The following is a 26,942-nucleotide window of genomic DNA, read 5'->3' on the forward strand; positions in this document are numbered from 1 at the left end:
ATCGCGTCAGTTCAACGGGATGTCGTTGTCGGCCTTGCGCTCCTGGTAGGTCTCCGACATTTCGTCGTAGCGCCTGGAGATCCTGGCGACCCGCTCCTCCAGCCGCTTGCGGTCGGCATCCGGCAATTCGCGCACCAGCTTGCGCAGCGAGAAGCTCTTCCAGTAGGCGTTCTCGGCGTTGTAGCCGCCGGGCTCCAGCGTGAAGACCTCTTTCAGAATCTTCAAATCATGCGGGATGGCGAAGCTGTCGCGCGAATCCTCGTGGCTGAAAAGGTAGTAGAAATTGTCGAAGCCGGCCCAGGTGATGGCCGACAGGCACAGCGAGCAGGGCTCGTGAGTCGACAGGAAGATCAGGTCCTTGGTGTCGGCGCGGGTTGCCTTGGGCATCTCATAGAAGCGCTTCAGGCAATGCATCTCGCCGTGCCAGAGCGGGTTTTCGAGCTCGTTGTTGGTCTCGGCCAGCACCAACGAGCGATCGTCCTTGGCGAGCAGGGCAGCGCCGAACAGCTTGTTGCCCTTCGTCACGCCTTCGACGGTCTTGGGCACGATGTCGTGTTCGATGACGTCGAAGAGGCGTTCAATGAGCGACAGTTCGGCCATGAGTCATAAGCCTTCAGGAAGGGTGATTTCGTAAGGGTGCGAGAAATGGAACTCTTCGAGATTGGGGCCGGTGCCGCCGCGGTCGACGACGACGAAATCCTGGCTTTCGCCGATCGGCGTCAGCACGCCGTGCCAGAGGTTGCGGGGATAGTTGACGCCTTGGCCGGGTGCGGTGATGAAGGCGTGCGGCTCACCCGGGCCGTCGCCGACGTCGTGGCAGACGATGACGAGGTAGGGGCGCGGCGACAGCGGAATGAAGGCCTGGCTGCCGAAGGGATGGCGCTCGACCATTGAGAGCTTCAGCGGGAATTCGTAGGGCGTTCCCTTGAAGATGTTGATGATGACGTGGCCGTCCGGACCGGCGGCCTCGGCGCGGGCGAGCGCATGGTAGCGCTCGCATTTGCCTGAATTGATCGGGTAGTGCGTGTCGCAGTTGGTGTCGATCACCTCGCCGAACTCGGCGAAGTTCTCCCGCGTCAGCGGCTTGGCGACGATCCGCTTCATCTCACCCGACATGGCTTTGGTCCTTAGCGGCGGCGCGTGGCGTTAAAGGCGCCGAGCTGCATGTGGCGGTTGACGTCCTTGTAGAGCAGGTAGCGGAACTTGCCGGGGCCACCGGCATAACAGGCTTGCGGGCAGAAGGCGCGCAGCCACATGAAGTCGCCAGCCTCGACCTCGACCCAGTCGTTGTTCAGCCGGTAGACCGCCTTGCCCTCGAGCACGTAGAGGCCGTGCTCCATGACGTGGGTTTCAGGGAAGGGAATGATGCCGCCCGGCTCGAAGGTGACCACAGTGACATGCATGTCGTGGCGCAGGTCGTTGGGGTCGACGAAGCGTGTGGTCGCCCAGGCGCCGTTGGTGTCGGGCATCGGGTTGGGCGCGATGTCGTTTTCGTTGAGGAACAGTGGATCGGGCGTGTCGAGGCCGTCGACATACTCATAGGCTTTGCGGATCCAGTGGAACCGCGTGGTTTCCGAACCGGTGTTGCGCATCGTCCACCCGCTCGCCGGCGGCAAATAGGCATAGCCGCCCGGCGTCAGCACATGGCTCTTGCCTGCAATCGTTACGGTCACTTCGCCTTCGACGACGAAGAACACGCCCTCGGCGCCCGCGTCCGGCTCCGGCCTATCGCTGCCGCCACCAGGCTGCACTTCCATGATGTATTGCGAGAAGGTCTCGGCGAAGCCCGACAGCGGGCGGGCGATCACCCACGCGCGCGCCTTGTCCCAGTGCGGCAGGAAGCTGGTGACGATGTCCGAAAACTCGCGCTTCGGAATCACTGCATAGGCTTCGGTGAAGACGGCGCGATCGGTGATCAGATCCGTCTGGGGAGGCAGGCCGCCTTTCGGCGCGTAGTAGGAGCGTTTTGTCATGGTTTCTGACGGGGGTCTCAGCGGGGAAGGAGGTCGTGAAGTCGATACCAGGCGATACGTTCCACCTGCTTGCAGGCAGTCAGGAATTCCTGGTCGCGGTTGTTGGCGATGCGGGTCTCGAATGCCTTGAGGATGCTTGCCTTGTCATTGTCGCGCACGGCGATGATGAAGGGGAAGCCGAACTTCTCGACATAGGTGGTGTTGAACTCGGTGAAGCGGGCACGCTCGGCGTCGGTCAGCGCGTCGAGACCGGCGGAGGCCTGCTCCTTCGTCGACTCCTCGGTCAGGCGCTTGGCCTGGGCCAACTTGCCGGCAAGGTCGGGGTGGGCGGTCAAAACACCGAGCCGCTCCGACTCGCTCGCCGAGCGGAAGGCGCGGGAGAGTGCGTTGTGCAGGCCGCCGGCGCTGTCGTGCGCCGGACCGAGCTCGAATTCGAAAGCGCGCTCGGCGATCCAGGGCGAATGCTCGAAGATCGAGCCGAAGCGCTGGACGAACTCATCGCGGCCCATGCGCGAGGGACGCAGCGCCTGCGGCTGGTAGGGGTGGGTGTCGCGCCAGTGCTGGGCGATGTCCTGGCGGCGGGCCAGCCAGACCTTGTCGTGACCCTGTACATATTCGATGAAACGGCGCAGCGCCTCGGCGCGGCCCGGGCGGCCGACAAGGCGGCAGTGCAGGCCGATACTCATCATGCGCGGTCGGCCAGCGGCACCCTCGCGATAGAGCGTGTCGAAGCTGTCCTTGAGATAGGCGTAGAACTGGTCGCCCGAATTGAAGCCTTGGGCTGTGGCAAAACGCATGTCGTTGGCGTCGAGCGTGTAGGGGATGACCAGTTGGGGTGAAATCGCGTTGCCGTGGCCGTCATGGTCGAGCCAGTAGGGCAGCTCGTCGTCATAGGTGTCGGAAATCCACTCGAAGCCGCCTTCGGCAGCGGCGAGCCGCACCGAATAGACCGAGGTGCGGCCGAGATAGAGGCCCTTGGGGCGTTCGCCGACCACTTCGGTGTGCAGGCGTATAGCTTCGATCAGGTCGGCGCGTTCGTCGGCTTCCGCATGATCGCGGTAGTCGATCCAGCGCAGGCCGTGAGAGGCGATTTCCCAGTCGGCATCCTGCATCGCCGCGACATGGTCGGGCGAACGTGCAAGGGCTGTCGCCACGCCATAGACGGTGACAGGCACATTGGCTTCAGTGAACATGCGGTGGAGCCGCCAGAAGCCGGCGCGGGCACCGTATTCGTAGATCGATTCCATGTTCCAGTGGCGCTTGCCCGGCCATTGCGCCGCGCCGACCACCTCCGACAGGAACGCTTCCGAAGCGGCGTCGCCATGCAGGATGTTGTTTTCGCCGCCCTCTTCGTAGTTGACCACGAACTGTACGCAAACATTCGCGTTGCCAGGCCATTGCGGGTGGGGTGGGTTTGCGCCGTAGCCGCGCATATCTCTTACGTAACGCATGTTCCCTCAAAACCGGATTCTTGCCGGGCACTTGAGCAGAATAACGAAAGGTGCGTCAGACATTCCCTCGAAAAAATTTGAAAGTCTTTTTGTAGTGCTCTGCTCGACCGCACCTTATGCAATGGCCTTAAATGGCGCAAAATCTATGATGATGGCGTTCAGCGCCAATAGGGAGAGCGAATGACAAAGGCCGAAGGCGGACGCCTCACAACCCATGTCCTTGATACTGCGACCGGAAAGCCTGCCGAAGGCCTGGTGATTTCGCTGTTCCGGCTCGACGGCGACGCACGCACGCTGCTGAAGAAGGTCGCCACCAATTCCGACGGACGCTGCGATGCGCCGCTTCTGGCCGGCGATGAGTTCCTGGCCGGGGAGTACGAGCTGGTCTTCGCTGCCGGCGATTATCTCCGTGGCCTGGGCACCGAGCTGCCGAAGCCGGCTTTCCTCGACATCGTGCCGATCCGCTTTGGCATGGCCGAGCCGACGCATTATCATGTGCCGCTGCTGATTTCCCCCTTCGGCTATTCCACCTATCGGGGCAGTTGAGCCATGACGATGGTCAAGACACGCAATCACATCCGCTTCATCCTCAACGGCGAGGACATCAAGCTTTCCGACGTCGCTGCAGACGCCACGCTGCTCGACTATCTCCGCCTGCAGCGCTCGCTGCGCGGCACCAAGGAGGGCTGCGCCGAAGGTGACTGCGGCGCCTGCACGGTGCTGGTCGGCCGCCTCTCCGGCGGCAAGCTCACCTATGAAAGTGTCAATGCCTGCATCCGCTTCATGGGCTCGCTCGACGGTTGCCATGTGGTTACGGTCGAGCATCTTGCCGGTGGCGGCGACAGGCTGCACCCTGTGCAGCAGGCGATGGTCGACTTCCACGGCTCGCAATGCGGCTTCTGCACGCCGGGCTTCGTCATGTCGCTGTACGGGCTGTGGATGAAATCGCCGGAGCCCTCGGACGCCGAGATCGAAAAGTCGCTGCAGGGCAATCTCTGCCGCTGCACCGGCTACGAGGCCATCATGCGCGCTGCGCGGGCCATCTCAGACTACGGCAAGGTCGCCAAGGATCCGCTGCTGGTCGAGCGCAAGGCGATCACCGCACGGCTCGAAGCCTTCCGTGACGGCGTCCGCGTCGAGGTCGGCGAAGGCAAGGACCGCTTCGTCATCCCGGCAACTGTCGACGATCTCGCCGCCGTGCTCGAAGCAGAGCCGACAGCAACCGTGGTCGCCGGCTCGACCGATGTCGGCCTCTGGGTCACCAAGCATATGCGCAAGATCGCGCCAGTCGTCTTCATCGCCAACATCGAGGGCCTGCAGGACCTGTCACATGACAAGGGAGTCATATCAATCGGCGCCGGCGTCACCTACACCGAAGCCTTCGAGACGCTGTCGCGGCACATTCCGGCACTCGGCCCACTTATCGACCGCATCGGCGGCCAGCAGGTGCGCAATATGGGCACCATTGGCGGCAACATCGCCAATGGCTCGCCGATCGGCGATACGCCGCCGCCACTGATCGCGCTTGGCGCGACGCTCACACTGCGCAAGGGCAAGACGCGGCGGACGATTTCGCTGCAGGACTTCTTCATCGCCTACGGCAAGCAGGATCGTGCGCCGGGCGAGTTCGTCGAAGCGGTGCATGTGCCGGTGCCGTCGAAGGGCGTCCATTTCGCGGTCCACAAGATCACCAAGCGCCGCGACGAGGACATCACCGCAACACTCGGCGCCTTCTGGCTGAGCCTTGCCAAGGATGGCACCGTCGCCGAAGCCCGCATCGCCTATGGCGGCATGGCGGCGACCCCGAAGCGCGCCAGCGCGGTCGAGGCGGCACTCGTCGGCCAGCCCTGGACCGAAGCAACGGTGGAGGCAGCTATGGCCAAATACGCCGAGGACTTCACGCCGCTGACCGACATGCGCGCCACCGCCGAATACCGTGCGCTGGCGGCGAGGAACCTGCTGTTGCGTTTCTACATGGAGACGACAGACACCAAGGCGCCGTTGACGGTGTCGAGATACGAGGCTGCGTGACATGACCCAGCATCAACCGAACCTCAAGGCCGCCAAGATCTCCGGCGGCGTCCACAGCGACCAGCGCCACGACTCCGCCCACAAGCACGTCGCCGGCGAGGCGATCTACATCGACGACATGCCGGAACCGGCAGGCACGCTGCATATCGGCCTCGGCCTGTCCAATGTCGCCCATGGCACGCTGAAGTCGGTCGACCTCGCGGCTGTTCGCGCGGCCCCCGGCGTCGTCGACGTGCTGACCTATGCCGACGTGCCCGGCGAGAACGACGTGTCGCCGAGTGGCATGCATGACGACCCGGTCCTGGCCGAGGGCAAAGTCCAGTTCCATGGCCAGCCGATCTTCGCCGTCGTCGCCACGACCCGCGAGCAGGCCCGCCAGGCGGCGCGCCTTGCCAAGATCGAGTATGAAGAGTTGGCGGCGATCTTCGGTATCTGGGACCTCGACCCCGAGAACGACAAGCAGGTGACGACGCCGCTGACGCTCAATCGCGGCGACGCGGCGGCGGCGATAGCCGCTGCTCCGCGGCGGGTGAAGGGGCGGATGAAGCTCGGCGGCCAGGACCATTTCTATCTCGAAGGCCAGGTCTCGCTCGCCGTGCCCGGCGAGGACGACGAGGTAACAGTCTATTGTTCGACGCAGGGACCGAGCGAGACGCAGCATCTCGTCTCCCACGTGCTCGGCGTGCCGAGCCATGCGGTGCAGGTCGAAGTGCGGCGCATGGGCGGCGGCTTTGGCGGCAAGGAAACCCAGGCCAACCAGTGTGCTGCGATCGCCGCGATCGCCGCCAAGAAGCACAAGCGCGCCGTCAAGGTCCGTCTCGACCGTGACGAGGACATGACCGCCACCGGCAAGCGCCACGACTTCGCCATCGACTACGAGGTCGGTTTCGACGACGAGGGCCGCATCCTCGGCGTCGACTACATGTTCGCGCTCAATGCCGGCTTCTCGGCCGATTTGTCGGGCCCAGTGGGCGACCGCGCGCTGTTCCACTGCGACAACGCCTATTTCTATCCCAACGTGCACGCCAAGTCGGCGCCGCTCTACACCAATACGGTGTCGAACACGGCGTTCCGCGGCTTCGGCGGCCCGCAGGGCATGGTCGGCGCCGAGCGCGTCATCGACGAGGTTGCCTTTGCCGTCGGCAAGGACTCGCTCGAAATCCGCAAGCTGAATTTCTACGATCCGATGGGCACGCCGGGCGAACGCAACCTCACGCCCTATCACCAGAAGGTCGAGGACTGCATCATCCAGCGCATCGTCGCCGAGCTCGAGGACAGCGCGCAATATTCACGCCGCCGCCGCGAGATCGCAGCCTTCAACGCCAACAGCCGCTTCGTCAAGCGCGGTCTGGCGATGACGCCGGTCAAGTTCGGCATCTCGTTTACCAAAACCGAGTCAAACCAGGCCGGTGCCTTGGTGCATGTCTATTCCGACGGCTCGGTGCACATGAACCATGGCGGTACCGAGATGGGGCAGGGCCTCCATCTCAAGGTGGCGCAGGTGGTGGCGGAAGAGTTCCAGATCGACCTCGACCGCGTGAAGATCACCGCGACCACCACGGCCAAGGTGCCCAACACCGCACCCACGGCAGCATCGTCGGGCGCAGACCTCAACGGCATGGCGGCCCAGGATGCGGCGCGGCAGATCCGCAAGCGGCTGACCGACTTCGCCGCCGAGAAGTACCAGGTGCCGGCCGACCAGGTGGTGTTCCTGCCCAACCGCGTGCGCGTCGGCAATCAGGAGATTGCCTTCAACGAGCTGGTCAAGCAGGCCTATCTCAACCGCATCCAGCTGTCGGCCGCCGGCCACTACAAGACGCCGAAGATCCATTGGGACCGCAGCAAGGGCAGGGGCCATGCCTTCTACTACTACGCCTATGGCGCGGCCTGCGCCGAGGTATCGGTCGACGTTTTGACCGGCGAATATGTCGTCGAGCGCGCCGACATCCTGCATGACACCGGTCGTTCGCTGAACCGGGCCATCGATATCGGCCAGGTCGAGGGCGGCTTCATCCAGGGCATGGGCTGGTTGACCACCGAAGAGTTGTGGTGGGATGGCAAGGGTCGGCTGCGCACGCATGCGCCGTCGACCTACAAGATCCCGCTCGCTTCCGACCGGCCCAAGGTCTTCAACGTCGCGCTGACCGACTGGTCCGAGGCTTATGAGCCGACGATCCATCGTTCAAAGGCTGTCGGCGAGCCGCCGCTACCGCATGGCATGGCAGTGCTGCATGCGCTGTCGGATGCAGTGGCAAGTGTCGCCGACCACAGGATCTGTCCGCGCCTCGATGCTCCGGCGACGCCCGAGCGCGTGCTGATGGCGATCGAACGCCTCCGGGCAGAGGCGGCCCAGGCCAAGTGACCGCGACCGCCAAGAGCCTCCGGGCCTTCCTTGACGCAGCGCCTTCGGTGGCGCTGGTCGAGGTGGCCGAGGCCAGGGGCTCGACCCCGCGCGAAAAAGGCGCGTGGATGCTGGTGTCGCCGCAGCGCATTTTCGGCACCATCGGCGGCGGTCAGCTGGAATTCATGGCGATCGACACTGCGCGTGCCATGTTGGCCGGTTCGTCCAAGCGCAGCACGGTCATGGAGCACGTCACCGGCGATCCCGTCCCGGCGCGCTATCTCGACCATACCAGTGAAACCAAGGAAAGCCTGACCCTGGACATTCCGCTCGGGCCGGAGATCGGCCAGTGCTGCGGTGGCCGCGTCGAGGTTGCCGTCAGGAATGTCGACGAAGCGATGCGCGCCGATCTGTTGGCCGCAGCCGAGGCGTCGGATGCCGCGCGTCCGCATGTCTATGTCTTTGGCGGCGGCCATGTCGGGCAGGCATTGGCATCGGCCTTCGCGCTTCTGCCGCTCAATGTCGTCGTCGTCGAGACCCGCGCCGACGCGCTGGAAGGCATGCCCGACAATGTCGTGACGCGGCTGACGCCTGTGCCGGAAGAGATGGTGCGCGAAGCCCCCTCAGGCTCGGCCTTCGTCGTTCTGACCCACGACCACGCGCTCGACTTCCTGATCGTCGCCGAGGCATTGAAGCGCGATGACACCTGTTATGTCGGCATGATCGGCTCCAAGACCAAGAAGGCGACGTTCAGGAGCTGGTTTCTCAAGACCGCAGGTGGCAGCGACGAACAAGTCGCGAGGCTGATCTGTCCGATCGGCGGTGACGCGGTGAAAGACAAGCGTCCCGCCGTCATTGCGGCGCTCGCCGCAGCCGAGATCATGACCGCGCTTTTCAGCGCGAACTGACCGGCGTGGCGGCAACCAGGCCGGCGGCTATTCGCTTTCCTGGATGTGGGCTTCGAGGAACCACAGCGACTTGTCGAGCGTGCGCGAATAGGCCGTGAAGATATCGGCGGTATCGGCGTCGCCGGCCTCTCCAGTCTCGTCGATGGCCGTGCGCACGCTTTTCGCGGCGTCTGCATAGCGGTCGATCAGAGCTGCGATATGATCCTTGGTCTTGGAGATGTCGGTCGGATAGGGCTTCAGTTTGCTGGCCTCGACGACGACCTGCGAGGTGCCTAGGGCGGCACCGCCGAGCTGGGCGACGCGTTCGGCGATGGTGTCGACGTGTTCGTCCAAATCCTTGCGGAAGCCGTCCAGCATCTCGTGGATGGCGATGAAGTGCGGCCCCTTGACGTTCCAGTGCGCCTGCTTGGTGATCAGCGCCAGGTCGATCGCATCGGCGAGCCGGGCGTTGAGAAGCTCGATCGAAACCTTCTTGGCGTTGGATTTGAGATCGTTGCGCGTCGGATGGGAAATCACGTGCCTGCTCCTTGATGGCTGGTCGCGCCGCCCGGCGACTGGCAGGCGGCTCACGCAGGCTACAACAGCCATATGACAGTTCGGTTCCGGGCTGGCCTAGTGGAAAATCAAGCTGATCCGGCGTTACGGGCGACGACTTCGAGATAGGCCGCCTGCAGTTCCAGGCGCACCGGAAGCCGTTGTTGCGCTGCCTCCGACAGCGGCTCGCCGAGATGGTCGGTGCGCAGCTCCTCCATGAAGCGCTCCCACATCTCAGGCCCACCCTTTTCCAGCAGTTCGGCGCGGATGCTGAGCTCTTCGCTGACCGGCAGCCATTTGCGGCCCCAGGCGGCGATCTGGGCGAAGACCGGCAGCAACTCTATCGCCATCTCGGTCAGGGAGTAGATCGCCTTCTGCTTGTGGCTGGGATCGTCGGCCTTGCTGATCAGCCCGTCGTCGAGCAGCCGACGCAGCCGGTCGGCGAGTATGTTGGAGGCGATGCCTTCCTCAGACTGCGTCAGCAACTCGCGAAAGTGCCGTCGATTGCCGAACATCATGTCACGCAGGACGATGAGGCTCCATTTGTCGCCGACCACCTCGAGGGTGAGGTTGATCGGACAGCCCGACCGATGCTGCTGGTTCATGCAAAGTGTCTCCAAAAAACCAGTTGCAATATAAAATCAGTCAGCCTATTTTGCAACTGGTTAAGATACGCAACCAGTTGTGATTGCCAAAGGCAGGGGCAGCTGATTTGATGGAGAGAGACATGACCGCGATGGCAACAATTCAGGCCAGCTTCAGCATCGATCGATATTACGCGGCCTCGCCCGCCGAGGTGTTCGCCGCCTTCTCCGATGCCGAGCGCAAGCGCCGCTGGTTCGCCGAAGGCGAAGGCTGGGAGGTCGACGAATTCTCGCTCGATTTCCGTGTCGGCGGCTTGGAGCGCAGCCGTTTCCGCTTTCAGGGCGGCCCCGAGATTTCCAACGACACGACCTATCTCGACATCGTCGCCGACCAGAGCATCGTCATCGCCTATGTCATGGCGCTTGCTGGTGTCAGCTTTTCGGCGTCGCTCGCCAGCATCGAGTTCAAACCCGAAGGCAATGGCACGAGGCTGACCTATGTCGAGCAGGATTCGTTCCTCAATGGACAGGACGGCTCTGTCGACCGCGAAGCCGGCTGCAGGGGGCTGCTCGATATCCTGGCCGGCGAAGTCGAGAAGCTCCCAGCTGCCGCATAGGGCGGCAGCGAACGCAAGGAGGCCAACATGAACATGTCTTCGGGCCTGGATCGTCGTAGCCTGATCAAGGGACTGGCGGTGTCGGCTGTCCTTGCCGCGCCGACATCAGCAGGCGCGCAGGATGCATCGACGACAACGGCTTCGGCCACGTCCGCGGCAACAGGGAGCACGCCGATGAGCACAGGTAACTTCGCAACCGACCGACTCGAGCGGATGCGCAAGGTCATGGCCGGTCATGTCGACAGCGGGGACGTGCCGGGTCTCGTCTGGGCGGTCAGTCGCGGCGGCGAGACCCATGTCGAGGCCGCAGGCAAGCTGGCGCTTGACGGTTCGGCGCCGATGCAGCGCGACAGCATCTTCCGCATTGCCTCGCTGACCAAGCCGGTCACCGCAGTCGCGGCGATGATCCTGGTCGAGGAATCCAGGTTGCGTCTCGACGACCCTGTCGACAAATGGCTGCCTGAACTCGCCGAGCGCAAGGTGCTGAAGAGTGTCGACGGCCCGCTCACCGATACGGTTCCGGCCAACAGGGCAATCACGCTGCGCGACCTGCTCACCTTGCGCTTCGGCGTCGGCGCGATCATGGTCTATCCCTTCGCCTATCCGGTGCAGCATGCGATGGCGGAGGCCGGCATCGCGCCGAGTGCCGACCTGTACCGCGGCTCGCCCGATGCCTTCATGAAGGCCGTCGGCTCCCTGCCGCTCGCGTATCAGCCTGGCCAGGGCTGGCTGTATCACACCGGCCTCGACGTCGCCGGGGTGCTTGTCGCGCGCGTTGCCGGCCAGCCCTTGTCCGCCTTCATGCAGGAGCGCATCTTTGGCCCGCTCGGCATGAAGGACACCGGCTTCCATGTGCCGGCCGAGAAGGTCGACAGGCTTGCTACCGCCTATTCCAGGGATTTCCAGAGCGGCAAGCTCGGCGTCTATGACGAGGCCAAGGGCGGGCTGTTCGCCAGGCCGGCCATTTTCGAATCCGGTGGCGGCGGGCTTGTCTCGACAGCCGACGACTATCTCGCCTTTCAGCGCATGATGCTGGGCAGGGGCAGGCTCGGCAGCGAGCGCATATTGTCGCGCGCTTCGGTCGAGCTGATGACGTCAGACCAGCTCACCGACGAGCAGAAGGCGAGCGCTGCGATGTTCTTCAACGGCAATTCCGGCTGGGGGCTCGGCATGTCGGTCGCGCTCAAGCGCGACAATCTCTTTACGACGCCGGGAAGGTTCGGCTGGGACGGCGGCTATGGCACCTCTGCCTATGCCGACCCGGCCAATGACTTTGCCGGCATCCTGCTGTCCCAGAAGCTGATGGACTCGCCCGAGGCGCCCAAGCACTATGTCGACTTCTGGACCTCGGCCTACCAGGCGATCGAGGGATGAGGTGCCGGCCTAACATCTTCGCCCGCCTCACTTGCCAGCAAGGATATCCTTGATCAGCTTGTGGCAGCGCTCCGCCATGAAGTCGAGCAGCAGCCGGACCTTCGGGTCCTGCAGCTTCTTGTGCGGATAGACGGCGGCAAACTGCACCGGCGTCGGCGGCGTCTGCGGCAGGATGATCTTCAGCCGCTGGTCGCGGATGAAGGGCTCGACCTCGAAGCGCGGCTTGTTGATGATGCCACGCCCGGCCAGCGCCCAGCCGGTCAGCACGTCGCCGTCGTCGGAATCGAACGGGCCGTGGACCTCGAATTTGGTCGGCCCGTTGGGCGTCTCCAACGTCCAGAAATACTCGCGTGAGCCGGGATAACGCAGCATCAGGCAGTCATGCTTCTTGCCGATCAGCTCATTGGCGCTTTCCGGTTCGCCGCGCTTTTCCAGATATTTGGGTGCTGCGACCAGCACACGCTCGCATTCCATGATGCCGCGCATCCTGAGGCTGGAATCCTCGATCACGCCGAGCCGGAAGGCGACGTCGAGACCTTCCTTGAGGATATCGACATTGTGGTCCGAAAGCCTGAGCCTGACCTCGATGTCGGGATATTTGTCGTGGAATTCGGGAATGCCCGAGGCGACAAGCCGACGGCCAAGACCGAGCGGGGCGGTGACGCGGATGGTGCCGCGCGGCTGGCCGGAAAGCGCCGAGACGGCGGCTTCGGCCTCGGTGATCGCTTCCAGAACCTGCTTGGCGCCGGAATAGAACACGTTGCCGTGCTCGGTCGGCATCAACTGGCGCGTCGTGCGGTTGAACAGGCGCACGCCGAGGTGCTTCTCCAGCTCCTTGATGCGGTTGGAGGCGACCGCCGGCGAAATGCGCATGTCGCGGCCCGCGGCAGAAAGATTGCCGAGTTCCACGACGCGAACGAAGACCGCGATGTTGTCGAGATATGCCATGCGAGACCGATGGTTCCATAGCCGGCTTGTGCCGTGCAGCGCTACGCTAGTATTTTCCAGATTTTTTTGAAAGTCATCGCGAATCCTTTCACTTCCCCAATGCATCGGGCATCGTAAGATCGGCACGCTGCGAAAAAGGGACGGCGGATGTACGACTTGGCGTTTTTCATGGACTGGGCGAGCTTCGCCGTGCGGTGGCTGCATGTCATCACCGCCATGGCCTGGATCGGCTCGTCGTTCTACTTCATCGCGCTTGATCTCGGGCTGCGCAAGCATGACGGCCTGCCGGTCGGCGCCCATGGCGAGGAATGGCAGGTTCATGGCGGCGGCTTTTACCACATCCAGAAATACCTGGTGGCGCCGGCCCAGATGCCGGAGCACCTGACCTGGTTCAAGTGGGAATCCTACGCCACCTGGCTTTCCGGCTTCACGCTGCTCTGCCTGGTCTATTACGGCGGCGCCGAGCTGTTCCTTGTCGACCGCAACGTGCTCGACGTGTCGGCGCCTGTCGCCATCGCCATTTCGCTCGCCTCGATCGGTCTCGGCTGGATCGTCTATGACCTGCTCTGCAAGTCGAAGCTCGGCGACCACGACACGCTTCTCATGATCATCCTCTATGTCGTCGTCGTGTTCATGAGCTGGGGTTATACGCAGCTGTTTACCGGCCGCGCCGCCTTCCTGCATCTCGGTGCCTTCACCGCGACGATCATGTCGGCCAACGTCTTCATGGTCATTATCCCGAACCAGAAGATCGTCGTCGCCGACCTCATCGCCGGCCGCAAACCTGACCCGAAATACGGCAAGATCGCCAAGACCCGCTCGACGCACAACAACTATCTGACCCTGCCGGTCGTGTTCCTGATGCTGTCGAACCACTACCCTCTGGCCTTCGGCACCGAGTTCAACTGGATCATCGCCGCGCTGATCTTCATCATCGGCGTCTTGATCCGCCACTACTTCAACACGGTGCACAAGCGCGAAGGCAATCCGCACTGGACCTGGCTCGCCGCCGCGCTGCTGTTCGTCGTCATCATGTGGCTGTCGACGGTGCCCAAGGTTCTGACCGGCGAGGACAAGAATGCCTCCGTCACCACCGAGCCCTACATCGCCGCCGCGCAGTTCCCCAAGGTTCGTGATACCGTTCTCGGCCGCTGCGCCATGTGCCACGCCAACGAGCCGTCCTACGAGGGCGTCTATCATGCGCCCAAGGGCGTGGTGCTGGAGACCGACAACGCGATCGCCTTGCATGCGCGGGAGATTTACCTGCAGGCTGGCCGCAGCCATGCCATGCCGCCGGCCAACGTGACCCAGATCACACCCGAGGAGCGGGCGTTGCTGGTCGCCTGGTATGAACAGGCGCGCAAATAGCGCCTGCGACCTGAAGATTGAAAGCCAAAGGCGCAGCTGACGCGCCCAATCCTTCGCGCGCTGACCTGGGCCGCGATGTCGCCACGCCAGAAAGCCTGTAGAGTTCGATCATGACCACCACACTCCTTCGCGGCCGTACCTTGTCCTTCCTGCGCTGGCCCGACAGCGCAGACGACCATGCGTCCTATGCCTATGAGGAAGATGGTGCGGTGCTGATGCGCGACGGTAAGATCGCGGCCGTCGGCGCCTATTCGAAGATCGAGGCCCAGGCCGGTGACGCCAAGGTCGTCGACCATCGCCCGCATCTGATCCTGCCCGGCTTCATCGATGGGCATGTCCATATCCCGCAGATGCAGATCATTGCGTCCTATGGCGCCGAGCTGCTGGAATGGCTGAACAAGTACACCTTCCCCGAGGAAACGCGCTTCATCGACACCCAGCATGGCCGCCGCATCGCGCGCCTGTTCCTCGACGAGATGGTGCGCCACGGCACGACGACCGTTGCCGCCTATTGCTCGGTGCACAAGCAGTCGGCCGAGGCGTTCTTCGCCGAATCGCATGAGCGCAACATGCTCAACATCGCCGGCAAGGTGATGATGGACCGCAATGCCCCCGACGGTCTGCTCGATACGCCGCAGGCGAGCTATGACGACACCAAGGCATTGATCAAGGAATGGCACGGCAAGGGCCGCCAGCACTATGCCATTACGCCGCGCTTCGCCATCACCTCGACCCCCGAGCAGATGGAGATGGCCGGCCAGCTGGCGCGCGAGCATCCCGACCTGCACATCCAGACGCATCTGTCGGAAAACCACGCCGAGATTGCCTTCACCCAGGAGCTCTATCCCTGGTCGCGCGACTATACCGACGTCTACGAACATTACGGTCTGCTCGGCAAACGCACGTTGCTCGGCCATTGCATCCATCTCGGCGAGCGTGAATCCGACGCGATCTCCGAGCATGGCTCGATCGCCGTGTTCTGCCCGACCTCCAACCTGTTCCTTGGCTCGGGCCTGTTCGACTACCAGCGCTACCGCAAGCGCGACAGGCCGCTCCGGATCGCCACCGCCACCGACGTCGGCGGCGGCACCAACTATTCGATGCTGCGCACCATGGACGAGGCCTACAAGGTCATTGCGCTCAACGGCGAGAAGCTGAACCCGCTGGCTTCCTACTGGCAGCTGACGCGCGGCAATGCCGAGGCGCTGTCGATCGCAGACAAGGTCGGCACGCTCGACGTCGGCACGGATGCCGACCTCGTGGTGCTCAATGCTCGCGCCACGCCTGGCATGCGGCTCAGGATGGAGCGCTGCGGCACGCTGGCCGAGGAGCTGTTCTTGCTGCAGACGCTCGGCGACGACCGCGCCGTGGTGGAAGTTTATGTCGCAGGCAAAGCGGCCAAGACGACGATGGATCAGGCAGCCTGACCTTGCGTCATTGCCTCGCGTCTGCCATGTGACCTCTGGTCTGAAGGAGGAGCGGACGATGGCAGCAGCCGATGACGTGAAGAAGGTCGCCGAGCAGGAATCCCGGCTGGTCTTCGAGGGCTTTGACGAGGCGGCGGCCTTTGACATCGGCGCGTCCATACGTGCCCGCGCCGTTGCCGAAAAGCTGCCGATCGTGGTCGACATCAGGCTTTGGGACCGGACCTTGTTCTACTGCGCCCTGCCGGGCTCGACGTGTGGCAACACCGAATGGGCGCGGCGCAAGATCAATGTCGTCAAGGTTTTCCACCGCAGCAGCTACCGCATGGTGCTGACCAAGGCCCGCGAGGACCGTACCTTTCCGATCGGCGAAGCCTTGCCCATCGAAGACTATGTGCTGGCCGGCGGCGGTTTCCCGATCAAGGTCAAGGGCGTCGGCGTCATCGGCGCCATTGCCGTTTCAGGGCTGCCGGAGCGCCAGGACCACGAGGTGGTCGTCGCGGCCATCTCTGCCCACCTCGGCATTCCCAGCCATGAACTCGCCTTGCCCCCCGTCGCGAACAGCTGAAAGAGTTTGAACGTCCCGATGGCCATGACCGACCCGAAGCAGTTTCTGACCAGCGTTTTCGAAGCCGCCGTGGCGGCCGCCGATCCCGAGCTCACCATCCGCCGCCACCTGCCGGCAAAGCCCAAGGGACGGACGATTGTCATTGGCGCCGGCAAGGGCTCGGCCCAGATGGCGGCCGCTTTCGAAAAAGCCTGGGACGGACCGTTGGAGGGCGTGGTGGTCACCCGCTACGGCTTTGCCGCCCCTTGCGAGCGCATCAGGATCGTCGAGGCCTCGCACCCGGTGCCCGACGCCAACGGCCTCGAAGCGGCGAAGCTTCTGCTCCAGACGATCTCCGGCCTGGCCGAGGACGACCTCGTCGTCGCTTTGATCTCGGGCGGCGGCTCGGCGCTGCTGCCGTCGCCGGCGGGGAACCTGACCCTTGCCGATGAGATCGCCGTCAATGAGGCGCTGCTCGCTTCCGGCGCGCCGATCTCGGCGATGAACACCATTCGCAAGCACATTTCAGGCATCAAGGGCGGCCGGCTGGCTGCAGCCGCGCATCCCGCCCGCGTCGTCTCGCTCGTCGTGTCCGACATTCCCGGCGACAATCCCGCTTTGGTCGCCTCGGGTCCGACGGTGCCTGATGAGGCGTCGCGCGCCGATGCGCTGCGCCTGATCGAAACCTACCGCATCGCGCTGCCCGCCAATGTCATGGCCCACATCAACTCGGCTGCCGCCGACGCGCCGCAGCCGACCGACCCGCGCTTCGCCCGCAACGAGGTGCATGTCATCGCCTCTGCCGCCGTGTCGCTCGACGCTGCCGCCGAAGCCGCGCGCAAGCAGGGCGTTGAGACCGTAATCCTCTCCGACGCCATCGAGGGCGAGGCACGCGAGGTCGGTGGCGTGCATGCGGCCATCGCCCGCGAAGTCGCGACCCGCAACCGGCCGTTCAACAAGCCGGTGCTGATCCTGTCCGGCGGCGAGACCACGGTGACCCTTAGGGCCAAGGGCAAGGGCGGCCGCAACAGCGAGTTCCTGCTTGCCTTCGCCATCGGCATCGACGGTCTCCAGGGCATCGACGCGCTGGCCGCCGATACCGACGGCATCGACGGTTCCGAGGACAATGCCGGCGCCTTTGCCGACGGCTCCACAGTTTCGCGCATGCATGCTGCCAGCGTCGACGCCAAGGCGATGCTGGCCGGCAACAATGCCTGGACGGCGTTCAACTCGGTGGGCGATCTTTTCGTCCCCGGGCCGACCGGCACGAACGTCAACGACCTCAGGGCGATCCTGATCCGGTAGCTGGCATACGCCTTTTGCCGGGTGGGACGGGTCTTGGCCTTGCGTTAGCCTGCCATCATCGCGCGCACCGTCCTGATGTCGGCGACGAAGCGGGCGCGCTCGGCTGCCGCCTCCTGCGGGTCGCGGATGCGCAGGATGTAGGACGGGTGGATCGTCAGGAAAACGGCGAGGCCGTCGTCGCGTTTGATGGTCTGCCCGCGCTGTTTGGTGATCGCCACCGGCGCCTCCAGCAGCGACTGTGCCGCGGTCGCGCCGAGCGCCACCATCAGCTTCGGCTTTAGCAGTGTCACCTCCTGCGCCAGCCACCAGCGGCAAGCCTGCACCTCGCCGGCATTGGGCTTGCTGTGGATGCGGCGCTTGCCGCGTGGTTCGAACTTGAAGTGCTTGACGGCATTGGTGACGTAGACTGCCGTCCGCTCGATGCCGGCTTCGCCGAGCACCGCGTCGAAGATCTTGCCGGCCGGGCCGACGAATGGCCGGCCCTGCAGGTCCTCCTGGTCACCGGGCTGCTCGCCGACAAAAACCAGTTCGGCATTGTCAGAACCCTCGCCGAACACCGTCTGCGTCGCCTCGCTCCACAGCGGACAGCGCCGGCACTGGCTTGCTTGCTGGCGCAGTGCGTCGATCGAATGCGCCTCTGTCTCCGGCGACGGCTCCAAAGCCGGCCAGTGTCTGGCTTGTATCGCCTGGTGATGCGCTGCGGGCATCGTCGGCATCCTCGCGATCATTTCCCGGGCAGCCGCGTCGGCGCCTGATATCAGCTCCGGAATGAGCGACGCCTCGGGAAGGTTCCGCCAATACTTCTTGGGCATCTCCGCCTGCATCGCCTTCACCTTGAGGCGGGCGGGATTGAAGATGCTGGCGAAATAGGTCCGCCACATCTCCTCCGACTGGTCGGCGGCGGGCGCATCATCCTTCGAAGCGCCGGGGCCTAGCGCCAGTCTTTCGCGGTCCCATTCAGCCGAGCCATGTGGCGTCAGGATCGCCCAGTGCATGCCGGTAAAGCGACGCACGAAGAACGGTGCTGCCAATTCGAGGATGAAGTGGTCAGGCTCGAACCAGGCGACGAAGCGCTCTTCGTCACCGTCGCCGATCTTCCGGAAACGGACGAAGGCATGCATCTTGTGCTCGTCGCGCCTGACCGACTTTTCCATCGCCTCGAAGCGGCGCACGTCGGGGTCGGAGGCGATGCGGAGCAAATGAGGCTCGCTGCGCTGCCGCCACAGCAGCCGATAGAGCAGGGCGAAGCGCTCGCTGTCGCTGTGGCAGGTGACGATGGCCGCGCGCTCGATGAAATCTCGGGAGACCCTGAGTTCGACGCCCGGGGTCGGCGCCGGCAGCTCGTCCCCTTCGCCGCCGACATGCCATTCGATGTCCTCGGGCTTCACCTCGTTGGTGCTCAGCCTGCGTGCCGCATCGCGCCAGCCGTCGAAGTCGGTCGGGCCGGCGAGATGCACGGCGTAGGCGGCCAGTGGCAAAGCGGGATGGCCGGTCATCGGAACAGCTCGAGCTGCCGCGGCCTCGGCGCAATCGCCTCGCGCAGCCGTGCAGCGTCGGTGGCGGCGCCCGGCGACCAGCCGTCGGCGACGATGAACGGGCGGACCTTGGTGATGGATTGGCAAAGACGGCCAACGTCCTCGAGCCGCAACCGCTTGAAGCGGCGGGTCTCCAGGATACGCTCCACAGCGCGCGTGCCGAGGCCCGGGATGCGCAGCAGCCTCTCCTTGTCGGCGCGGTTGACGTCGAGGGGAAAGGAGGCGCGGTTGCGCAGCGCCCAGGCGAGCTTGGGGTCGATCTCCAGGTCGAGCATGCCGTCCGGCGTGCCGTCGAGGATCTCGCCCTGTTCAAAGCCGTAGAAGCGCATCAGCCAATCTGCCTGGTAGAGCCGGTGTTCGCGCATCAGCGGCGGCCTCCTCAGGGGCAGGGCAGAGGAGGCGTCGGGGATCGGGCTGAAGGCCGAATAGTAGACGCGGCGCAACTGGTAGCTGCCATAGAGCCGGGCGCTGGTCTTGAGGATGCGGGCATCTGAAGTGGCGTCGGCGCCGACGATCATCTGCGTCGACTGCCCGCCCGGTGCAAAACGCTCGCGAGTCTTCGTCCTCAGCGTCGGCTCCGCCTTCTCCTCGATCTTCGAACGCAGCTTTGCCATCGAGACGCGGATCGTCTCCGGCCGTTTTTCCGGCGCCAGCCGCTTCACGCCCTCATCGGTCGGCAGTTCGACATTTATCGACAGGCGATCGGCATAGAGGCCTGCCTTCTCGATCAGCTCGGCAGACGCCTCGGGGATGGTCTTGAGATGGATGTAGCCTGCGAATTTCTCGTCGAGCCTCAGCCGCCGCGCCACCTCCACCATCTCTGTCATGGTCTCATCGGGCGAGCGAATGACGCCTGACGAGAGGAACAATCCCTCGATGTAGTTGCGCTTGTAAAAATCCATGGTCAGCCGCACCACTTCGTCGACCGTGAAGCGGGCGCGGCGGACATTGGAGGACGAGCGGTTGATGCAGTAGCTGCAATCGTAGATGCAGAAATTGGTCAGCAGGATCTTGAGCAGCGAGATGCAGCGGCCGTCGGGGGCGTAGGAGTGGCAGATGCCCATGCCCTCGGTCGAGCCGATGCCGCCAGACTTGAGCGAGTCGCGCCCGCCGGCGCCTGACGAGGCGCAGGAAGCGTCATACTTCGCGGCGTCGGAAAGGATCGCGAGTTTCTCGCGGGTCGAAAGAACTGTCATTTGTTCATGATATGTTCTTTTGCCTGCCAAGGCCAGAGGGTTCGCTATGATGCGGCAAATGTGAACGACGCGTCGGCGAATGGATGGCGGTATTAGCCGCCATCCCGGGGATCACACCTCGTGCAGATAAAGGTGGTAGTCGAGCTCGCTCACCGTGCGGGCGACGCGGAAATATTCGCTTTCCTTGATCGCCGTAAACGTGCGGTGCAGGTCGTGGCCCAGTGCCTCGCGGAGAAACTCCGACGCTTTCGCCGCCTCGATCGCCGAGCGCCAGTCCGGCGGCATCACGCTTTCAGTACCTTCGGCCTGTTCGTAGCCGTTGCCAGACGTTTCCGGGCCAGGATCGAGCTGCTCCTCCAGCCCTTTCGAGATGCCGGCGAGGATGGTCGCGGCGACGAGATAGGGGTTGGCGTCGACGCCGGAGGGACGGTGCTCGATGCGGCGGTTCCTGGCGTCGCCCGCCGGCACGCGCAGCGCCACCGAGCGGTTGTTGACGCCCCAGGTGGGGGCCACCGGTGCGTAGGACTGGGAGACGAAGCGACGCCACGAGTTTGCATGCGGCGCAAACACCAGCATCGATTCCGCCATCGTCTCGGCGAGGCCGCCGAGCGCGTGCAGCAGTTTCGGCTCCCAGCTGCCTTCCGCGGTTTCGGTGAAGACGTTATTGCCGTCGCTGTCGAGCAGCGAGACGTGGAAATGCATGCCCGAGCCGGCATATTTCTCGATCGGCTTGGCCATAAAGCAGGCAGTGACGCCATGGCGGCGAGCCTGAGCGCGCACCAGCCGCTTCAGCATCAACAGGTCGTCGGCCGCCTGCATGACGTCCTTGCGGTAGCGCAAGGTGAGTTCGTACTGACCCGGCGCATATTCCGAGATCACGGTCTCGGCCGGGATGCCTTGCACTTTTGCGGCGGCATAGATGTCAGAGAACAGCGGCTCCATGCCGTGCAGGTGGTCGACCGAGTAGACCTCGGTCTTGCCGGAGGCGCGGCCGTCAAGCACGGCACGGGCCGGCTGGACCTTGCCGTCGCCGTCGCGCTCGTTGGCGAGTAGGAAGAACTCGAGCTCGAAGGCGCCGGCAGGATAGAGGCCCTTTTCAGCCAGCCTGTCGACCTGTCGCTTCAGCGCCAGCCGAGGGTCCGAAGTCATTGGCGCGCCGTCGAGATGGAACATCGACATCAGCACCTGGCCGCGGGCGGGGCTGGTGCCATGCAAAGGCTTCAGCGTGCCAGGTATCGGCCAGGCGCGGAGGTCGCCATCGCCGGAATCCCAGATCAGGCCGGTCTCGTGGACGTCCTCGCCGGTGATGTCGAGGCCGAGGATGGAGATGGGCAGGTGGCGCCCGCCTTCGTAAAGTCCCATCAGTTCGTGGCGGCGGATGATCTTGCCACGGCCGACGCCATTGGCGTCCGTCAGCACGATATCGAAGGCTTCGATGTCTGGGTTCGCGTCGAGGAAGGCTCTCGCTTCGTCGACGGTCGAGCCGGAAGGTGATGTCATGATGTCACTCGATTGTCCTTGTGCCTTGTCTCATGCCGCAAGACGGGCGGCAATGTCGCCGAACGCTGCGATCAGCTTGTCGACCTGCCGCGCTGTCGTCACCGGAGAGACCAGCATCATGTTGTGGAACGGCGCGATCAGCACGCCGCGATTGACCAGCGCCACATGCATGGCAGCCTCCAGCCGGGAGGCGTGGGCATGCTCGGCCTCGCCGCCATTGCGCAGCGGACCGGAGGCGCAGATGAATTCGACGCGAGCGCCGACACGCATCACGTGCCAGGGCAGTTTCCGTTTTCGGATCGCCTTGTCGAGGCCCGTGGACAGCCGTTCGGCCAGCTTTTCCATGTGGGCGTAGGCCGCCTCCGTCATCACCTCTTCGAGCGTGGCGCGCATCGCCGCGAACTGCAGAGGATTGGCCGACAGCGTCGTGCCCATGCCGGAATAGCCCGGCTCCCTTGTCGCATTGTAGGCGGCGTAGCGGGCGGCGACCTCCTCGCTCATGCCCCAGACACTGGCCGGCACGCCGCCGGCGACGGGCTTGCCGAGCACGAACAGGTCGGGCTCGAGATTGTGCTTGCTTGTATAGCCGCCGGGGCCGGTCGAGATGGTGTGGGTCTCGTCGATCAGGAGCAGCGTGCCGGCTTGCCGCGTCAGCGTGCGCACGCCTTCGAGGAAGCCGGGCTCAGGCAGCACCATGCAGGAATTGGTCAGCACCGGCTCTGTAATGACGCAGGCGACGTCGCCATGGCTCAGCGCCTTCTCCAGCGTCGCAAGATCGTTGAACTCGACGATGCGGGTGCGCTGGGTGAGATCGCGGAACTCGCCTGATAGTCCCGGGCGGTTGATCGGCTTGCCGCCGTCGAGCCGCACCATCGTCTCGTCGACCGAGCCGTGGTAGCAGCCGTTGAAGACGAGGATCTTGTCGCGGCCGGTGATGGCGCGAGCGACGCGCAGGGCGAAGCGGTTGGCGTCGGTGGCTGTCGTCGCGATCTGCCAATGCGGCAGGCCGAAGCGCCTTGCCAGCAGCAGGCCGAGCGTGAGCGAATCCTCCGACGGCAGCATGTAGGTCAGCCCGCGGGCCGCCTGCCGGCGAATCGCGCGGGCGACGGGTGCCGGTGAATGACCGAACATCGAGCCGGTATCGCCAAGGCAGAAGTCGGCCAGCCTGATGCCGTCGATGTCGGTGATCGTGGCGCCGCTCGCCTTGTCGACCAGGATGGGAAAGGGCGTCGGCCAGTCTTTCATCCAGTGCATCGGAACGCCGTTGAAGAACCCGGCCATGCCGTTGCCCACCGCGGCCTCCGATTTTGGGCGGGCGCGGCGGAAGATTTCCGCCTCCGTCGCTGCAAGTTCGGCGATGCGCGACAAAGGCACGCCGCCTTCGGTGGCTTCAGGTCGTTCGATACGGTTCATCATGGCTCCCATTGGACAGACGGGCGCCACTCTAGCCAGCCGTTCCCACAAACGGCAACTGGCCGTTGCAAGTCTCTCTGTTGGCTCAGCGCGGCCATCTTGACCCATCGATCGCAATGGCGATCATGACACTGTGCTTTGGGGGTGATGAGCGATGCGTGCTATGATGACTGCCATGTCGATCCTGCTTGCGGCGGGCCCGGCCGGTGCCTCTGGCGGGCTCTCTTGCGGTGCCAAGGATGAGGCAGTGAAGCTGACCATCGAGAGTGGCGTCACTCGCGGCATGGGCAGCCCGGTGTTCAACTTCCGCGGCGAAATCGAGATTTCGGACAAGGCGATTTCGCAGGACCTGCGCAAGATGAGCTTCGAGCGCGACCATCTCGCGCAATACTGGCTCGATGGCGAGGAGTTGCGCATGGTCGTCTACCGCGAGCGCGAAGGCGACAAGCCACATGGCTATGTCGAGATCACGGTCCGGACCAAATCAGGCGACGAGGGCGACTATATCGGTCAGTATTCGGTAACAGTGTTCGACATGACGGACGCCACCGGCGGCGACGGCAAGACCTACAATTTCACCGGCCGCGCCACCTGCCTGGTCGAATAGTCCAGCCGGCCAAGCCGCCATCGGAGTGCACGCCGACGGTCAATCCTTATGCATGGCGGCGATGGCGCGGCGCATCAGCGCCAGAAAAGTTTCCCGGTCCTCTTCGGAAAAGTCGGCCAAAGCGGCCTCGTTCTGGGCGCGGGCAGCGGCAGTTGCCGGGTCGCGCAGCGCCTTGGCCCTTGGCGTCAGGTGGATTGCCTGCGAGCGTCCGTCGGCCGGGTTGGCGCGCCTCTCGATCAGCCCGTCACGCTCCATCCTGGTCAGCGTATTGGCCATCGTCGCCTGCTCGACGTCGAGGCGCCGTACCAGTTCGCTCTGGGGCAAGCCATCTTCGTCCCACAACGCCTGCAGCGTCATGAACTGTGCCGGCGCCAGGTCGAGGGGGCGGATGCGCTCATGCAGCCCTTTGGCGAACAGGCGTGCCATCTGGTTGGCAAGGTATCCGGCGGAACGTTCTTTCTGAAAGGCCATGGTCCGACAAATAGTCGTTGAATAGCATGCTATGCAATGATATATAGCTTGCTATATAAATCGGAGGTTCGACGATGAAAGCGAAACTTCATGCCGCGGCCGGCGGGGTTGCCTTGCTCACTGTCAGCTGTTTCTGGATTGCCACAATTGCCGCTGAACTGACCGGCAACGCCGAAATCATCGCCACGGCAAAGGCCGCAATTCTCGCCGGCATGGTGGTTCTCATCCCGGCGATGATCGTTGCCGGTGGCACGGGATTCTCGCTCGGCAAGGGCTGGAGGCGCCCTGTCGTCCAGCACAAGAAGCGGCGCATGCGCATCGTCGCCGCCAATGGCCTGCTGGTGCTGCTGCCGTCGGCCTATGTACTTGCCGGCTGGGCGGCGGAAGGCCGTTTCGATACGGCCTTCATCATCTTGCAGACGCTTGAGCTTGCCGCAGGTGCCGTCAACATCGCGCTCCTCTCGCTCAACATGCGCGATGGCCTGGCGCTGCGGCACAGACCGGCGAGGGCTGTGCGTGCAGGCTGAGGGAACAGGGAAAGACTTTGCCGGAACTGCGGGCGCTAGCCGGTGATGTCGATGACGCCGCAATCGCCGGCGGCGCTGCCGAAGGCGAGGCGGCGTTCTTCCTTGTCCCAGGCCATCGAGGTGATGGCGCCCTTGCCGGGGCGGCGCAGAAGCACTTCCTTGGCATCGGCAAAACGCACGGCCAGCACCATGCCGTCCTCATAGCCGATAGCGACGATGTCTTCGCTCGGATGGCAGGCGACCGAGGTCACCATGGTGTTGCCGCGCGTGCCGAGTTCCAGCGGCGCCTTGCCCATCGGGCCGTCCTTGCCTGTGAAGGGCCAGACGATCGCCGCCGGCGCGCCGGAGCTGGCCAGCCATTTGCCCTTGGCACTCCACGACAGGCTCTTCACCTTGGCGGGATAGCCGGTCATGCGCATGTGCTTGGCATCGACGAGTTTCCAGCCGTGCAGGGCGTTTTCCTGCATGGTGGTCACCAGGAATGCGCCGTCGGGCGAAAACGTGATGCCGGTATGCGCACCGTCCCATTGCAGTTCGGTCGGCGTGCCGTCGGCGGCGGGGAAATGCAGCGTCGCGCCATTGTAGCGGGCAACGCCGATGCGCATGCCCTTCGGCGAAAAGGCCACGCCCTCGACCGAGCGCGGGTGGGCGAACTCCTTGGTCTTGCCGTCGGCGAAGCGCACCCAGGCATTGCGGCCACTGGCGTAAGCCACGGCACCCTGCGGGCCTGAAGCGACCGACGTCACCCACTTCTTGCCGACGCTGGCCAGTTCAGCCGCAACGCCGGCCGAGGTCAGCGTCATCACCTTGCCGTCTTCGCCGCCCGAGATCATCAGGTCGTTTTTGGCCGTCGTCGTCGCCGACAGCAGCCCGTCATGCAGCCTGACCGACTTCTGGCCATGGTCGAGCCAGTGCACCATGCCGTCGGCAAGCGCAAAGAACGGAATGTCGTCGAGGAAGCTTGCAGTGACGCAATGTCCGTCGAGATCAAGCGGGGCGACTGTCGGCATGGGCTGTAAAACTTCCGGTGCTGATTTGTCCTCACCCCTAAGGACAGGGTGAGCAAGCGTCAACTTCGACACTGGGTCGACGCTGGCGCTCAACTCGCATCCGAGGCGAGGCGAGCGACCGGCCCCCGATACATCGAGGGCCGTGGGTTTTCCGATGGCTAGGCTGCCTGGCAAGCCTCGAAGCTGCGCTTCAGACGCTCGGCGTCGAGCTCGCGGCCGATGAATACCAGCCGGCTCTCGTGCTTTTCGTCGTCCTTCCAGGCACGCTGGTGGTCGCCTTCGATGATCATGTGCACGCCCTGGATGACGTAGCGGTCCGGATCGTCCTTGATGGCGATAATGCCCTTGAGGCGCAGGATGTTGGGGCCTTCCATCTGGGTGATCTTCTCGATCCAGGGGAAGAACTTTTTGGAATCCATCTCGCCGCCGCGCAGCGACACCGACTGCACCGTCACGTCGTGGATCGGCGACACCGCGCCATGCTCGTGGTGGTCGTGATCATGATGGTCATGATCGTGGTGGTGATGATGGTGGTCGTGGTCGCAGTTCGGGCCGCATTCATGATCGTGGTGGTGGTCATGATCATGGGCGTCGAGGAAATGCGGGTCGTCGGCCAGCACGCGCTTCAGGTCGAAAGCGCCGCGGTCGAGCACCTGGTCAAGCGCCACGCCGGCGCGGGTGGTTCGATGGATCCTGGCGGACGGGTTGATGGCGCGGACGGCAGCCTCGACGTCGCGCAACTCGTCTGATGTAACCAGGTCGGTCTTGTTCAGCACGACGACGTCGGCGAAGGCGATCTGGTCTTCTGCCTCGCGGCTGTCCTTGAGGCGCAGCGGCAGGTGCTTGGCGTCGACGAGCGCCACGACCGCGTCGAGCTTGGTCTTGGAACGGACGTCGTCGTCCATGAAAAAGGTCTGGGCGACCGGCACCGGGTCGGCGAGGCCGGTGGTCTCGACGACGATGGCGTCGAAACGGCCCGGGCGGCGCATCAAGCCTTCGACGACGCGGATCAGGTCGCCGCGGACGGTGCAACAGACGCAGCCATTGTTCATCTCGTAGATTTCCTCGTCGGATTCTACGATCAGGTCGTTGTCGATGCCGATCTCGCCGAATTCGTTGACGATGACCGCATATCGCTTGCCATGGTTCTCGGAAAGGATGCGGTTGAGTAGGGTCGTCTTGCCGGAACCGAGATAGCCGGTCAGCACGGTGACGGGGATTTGGGTCTGGGTTTCGGTCATTGTCGTCCTCGGGATCGAATAGAGGCCTCATATAGGA

26 protein-coding genes are annotated in these 26,942 nt (G+C 64.1%); 12 read left to right on the forward strand and 14 right to left on the reverse strand.

Going from position 1 to position 26,942, the window contains the following annotated elements:
• Window positions 1–6: 6 nt before the first annotated feature.
• The 4 genes from SLT36_RS08755 to puuE are packed head-to-tail and all read right to left on the reverse strand — an operon-like array spanning window position 7 to window position 3,424.
• On the reverse strand, window positions 7–600 hold the full coding sequence (locus SLT36_RS08755; RefSeq protein WP_432286889.1) for a nucleoside deaminase: 594 nt from the start codon (window positions 598–600) through the stop codon (window positions 7–9).
• Window positions 601–603: 3 nt separating this feature from the next.
• Window positions 604–1,104, reverse strand: a complete 501-nt coding sequence (locus SLT36_RS08760; protein ID WP_432288292.1) for an ureidoglycolate lyase — start codon at window positions 1,102–1,104, stop codon at window positions 604–606.
• 23 nt (window positions 1,105–1,127) lie between these two features.
• Window positions 1,128–1,973 carry a bifunctional allantoicase/(S)-ureidoglycine aminohydrolase gene (locus SLT36_RS08765; RefSeq protein WP_154386411.1) on the reverse strand — a complete coding sequence of 282 codons (846 nt, stop codon included), beginning with the start codon at window positions 1,971–1,973 and terminating at the stop codon, window positions 1,128–1,130.
• A 17-nt stretch (window positions 1,974–1,990) separates the two neighbouring features.
• Window positions 1,991–3,424: an allantoinase PuuE gene (gene puuE / locus SLT36_RS08770; RefSeq protein ID WP_432286891.1), complete on the reverse strand. Its 1,434-nt coding sequence runs from the start codon at window positions 3,422–3,424 to the stop codon at window positions 1,991–1,993.
• Between the two features lie 180 nt (window positions 3,425–3,604).
• Here puuE and uraH point away from each other — a divergent pair, with 180 nt between their 5' ends.
• The 4 genes from uraH to xdhC are packed head-to-tail and all read left to right on the forward strand — an operon-like array spanning window position 3,605 to window position 8,704.
• Entirely contained in the window at window positions 3,605–3,970 is a 366-nt protein-coding gene (gene uraH / locus SLT36_RS08775; RefSeq protein ID WP_432286893.1) for a hydroxyisourate hydrolase, read from the forward strand.
• A 3-nt stretch (window positions 3,971–3,973) separates the two neighbouring features.
• Window positions 3,974–5,455 carry a xanthine dehydrogenase small subunit gene (gene xdhA / locus SLT36_RS08780; RefSeq protein WP_432286894.1) on the forward strand — a complete coding sequence of 494 codons (1,482 nt, stop codon included), beginning with the start codon at window positions 3,974–3,976 and terminating at the stop codon, window positions 5,453–5,455.
• Window position 5,456: 1 nt separating this feature from the next.
• Window positions 5,457–7,817, forward strand: coding sequence for a xanthine dehydrogenase molybdopterin binding subunit (gene xdhB / locus SLT36_RS08785; protein ID WP_432286895.1), 2,361 nt, complete (start codon window positions 5,457–5,459; stop codon window positions 7,815–7,817).
• Complete coding sequence (gene xdhC / locus SLT36_RS08790) at window positions 7,814–8,704, forward strand: xanthine dehydrogenase accessory protein XdhC (protein ID WP_432286897.1); 891 nt, start codon at window positions 7,814–7,816, stop codon at window positions 8,702–8,704. Before xdhB ends, xdhC begins: the two co-directional genes overlap by 4 nt.
• A 27-nt stretch (window positions 8,705–8,731) precedes the next feature.
• Here the strand turns inward: xdhC and dps are convergent, their stop codons facing one another.
• Both dps and SLT36_RS08800 read right to left on the reverse strand, forming a co-directional pair.
• Window positions 8,732–9,220 (reverse strand): DNA starvation/stationary phase protection protein Dps, encoded by a 489-nt coding sequence (gene dps, locus SLT36_RS08795; protein ID WP_067958045.1) that lies wholly within the window; start codon window positions 9,218–9,220, stop codon window positions 8,732–8,734.
• A 107-nt stretch (window positions 9,221–9,327) separates the two neighbouring features.
• Window positions 9,328–9,843 (reverse strand): winged helix-turn-helix transcriptional regulator, encoded by a 516-nt coding sequence (locus SLT36_RS08800; RefSeq protein ID WP_286292023.1) that lies wholly within the window; start codon window positions 9,841–9,843, stop codon window positions 9,328–9,330.
• 122 nt (window positions 9,844–9,965) lie between these two features.
• Here SLT36_RS08800 and SLT36_RS08805 point away from each other — a divergent pair, with 122 nt between their 5' ends.
• Together SLT36_RS08805 and SLT36_RS08810 are read left to right on the forward strand one after the other, a co-directional pair.
• Window positions 9,966–10,439 (forward strand): SRPBCC family protein, encoded by a 474-nt coding sequence (locus SLT36_RS08805; protein WP_432286899.1) that lies wholly within the window; start codon window positions 9,966–9,968, stop codon window positions 10,437–10,439.
• A gap of 27 nt (window positions 10,440–10,466) precedes the next feature.
• On the forward strand, window positions 10,467–11,813 hold the full coding sequence (locus tag SLT36_RS08810) for a serine hydrolase domain-containing protein (RefSeq protein ID WP_432286901.1): 1,347 nt from the start codon (window positions 10,467–10,469) through the stop codon (window positions 11,811–11,813).
• Window positions 11,814–11,840: 27 nt separating this feature from the next.
• Here the strand turns inward: SLT36_RS08810 and SLT36_RS08815 are convergent, their stop codons facing one another.
• Complete coding sequence (locus tag SLT36_RS08815; RefSeq protein ID WP_067958054.1) at window positions 11,841–12,761, reverse strand: LysR family transcriptional regulator; 921 nt, start codon at window positions 12,759–12,761, stop codon at window positions 11,841–11,843.
• A 147-nt stretch (window positions 12,762–12,908) separates the two neighbouring features.
• On the opposite strand from SLT36_RS08815, the gene SLT36_RS08820 reads away from it, so the two are divergent.
• From SLT36_RS08820 to SLT36_RS08835, 4 genes are all read left to right on the forward strand, one after another.
• Complete coding sequence (locus SLT36_RS08820; protein WP_432286902.1) at window positions 12,909–14,129, forward strand: urate hydroxylase PuuD; 1,221 nt, start codon at window positions 12,909–12,911, stop codon at window positions 14,127–14,129.
• 110 nt (window positions 14,130–14,239) lie between these two features.
• Window positions 14,240–15,556: a guanine deaminase gene (guaD, locus tag SLT36_RS08825; protein ID WP_432286904.1), complete on the forward strand. Its 1,317-nt coding sequence runs from the start codon at window positions 14,240–14,242 to the stop codon at window positions 15,554–15,556.
• A 58-nt stretch (window positions 15,557–15,614) separates the two neighbouring features.
• Window positions 15,615–16,121, forward strand: coding sequence for a heme-degrading domain-containing protein (locus tag SLT36_RS08830; protein WP_432286906.1), 507 nt, complete (start codon window positions 15,615–15,617; stop codon window positions 16,119–16,121).
• Window positions 16,122–16,139: 18 nt separating this feature from the next.
• Window positions 16,140–17,405: a glycerate kinase type-2 family protein gene (locus tag SLT36_RS08835; RefSeq protein ID WP_432286908.1), complete on the forward strand. Its 1,266-nt coding sequence runs from the start codon at window positions 16,140–16,142 to the stop codon at window positions 17,403–17,405.
• A gap of 44 nt (window positions 17,406–17,449) precedes the next feature.
• On the opposite strand, the gene SLT36_RS08840 is transcribed toward SLT36_RS08835, so the two are convergent.
• The 4 genes from SLT36_RS08840 to SLT36_RS08855 form a co-directional block, all read right to left on the reverse strand.
• Window positions 17,450–18,901: a UdgX family uracil-DNA binding protein gene (locus SLT36_RS08840; protein WP_432286910.1), complete on the reverse strand. Its 1,452-nt coding sequence runs from the start codon at window positions 18,899–18,901 to the stop codon at window positions 17,450–17,452.
• Window positions 18,898–20,136: a putative DNA modification/repair radical SAM protein gene (locus SLT36_RS08845; RefSeq protein WP_432286912.1), complete on the reverse strand. Its 1,239-nt coding sequence runs from the start codon at window positions 20,134–20,136 to the stop codon at window positions 18,898–18,900. Before SLT36_RS08845 ends, SLT36_RS08840 begins: the two co-directional genes overlap by 4 nt.
• A gap of 111 nt (window positions 20,137–20,247) precedes the next feature.
• Complete coding sequence (locus SLT36_RS08850; protein WP_432286913.1) at window positions 20,248–21,636, reverse strand: glutamine synthetase family protein; 1,389 nt, start codon at window positions 21,634–21,636, stop codon at window positions 20,248–20,250.
• A gap of 30 nt (window positions 21,637–21,666) precedes the next feature.
• Window positions 21,667–23,052 (reverse strand): aspartate aminotransferase family protein, encoded by a 1,386-nt coding sequence (locus SLT36_RS08855; protein WP_432286914.1) that lies wholly within the window; start codon window positions 23,050–23,052, stop codon window positions 21,667–21,669.
• Window positions 23,053–23,224: 172 nt separating this feature from the next.
• On the opposite strand from SLT36_RS08855, the gene SLT36_RS08860 reads away from it, so the two are divergent.
• Window positions 23,225–23,656 (forward strand): hypothetical protein, encoded by a 432-nt coding sequence (locus tag SLT36_RS08860; protein WP_432286915.1) that lies wholly within the window; start codon window positions 23,225–23,227, stop codon window positions 23,654–23,656.
• 39 nt (window positions 23,657–23,695) lie between these two features.
• Here SLT36_RS08860 and SLT36_RS08865 read toward each other — a convergent pair whose 3' ends face one another.
• Entirely contained in the window at window positions 23,696–24,127 is a 432-nt protein-coding gene (locus SLT36_RS08865) for a MarR family winged helix-turn-helix transcriptional regulator (protein ID WP_432286917.1), read from the reverse strand.
• A 74-nt stretch (window positions 24,128–24,201) separates the two neighbouring features.
• Here SLT36_RS08865 and SLT36_RS08870 point away from each other — a divergent pair, with 74 nt between their 5' ends.
• Window positions 24,202–24,654, forward strand: coding sequence for a hypothetical protein (locus SLT36_RS08870; protein WP_432286918.1), 453 nt, complete (start codon window positions 24,202–24,204; stop codon window positions 24,652–24,654).
• Window positions 24,655–24,689: 35 nt separating this feature from the next.
• Here SLT36_RS08870 and SLT36_RS08875 read toward each other — a convergent pair whose 3' ends face one another.
• Window positions 24,690–25,664 (reverse strand): WD40 repeat domain-containing protein, encoded by a 975-nt coding sequence (locus SLT36_RS08875; protein ID WP_432286920.1) that lies wholly within the window; start codon window positions 25,662–25,664, stop codon window positions 24,690–24,692.
• 158 nt (window positions 25,665–25,822) lie between these two features.
• Window positions 25,823–26,905, reverse strand: a complete 1,083-nt coding sequence (locus SLT36_RS08880; protein ID WP_067958095.1) for a CobW family GTP-binding protein — start codon at window positions 26,903–26,905, stop codon at window positions 25,823–25,825.
• Window positions 26,906–26,942: the final 37 nt, after the last annotated feature.

Source organism: Aminobacter sp. BA135, assembly GCF_050859125.1.
GTDB lineage: Bacteria > Pseudomonadota > Alphaproteobacteria > Rhizobiales > Rhizobiaceae > Aminobacter > Aminobacter ciceronei.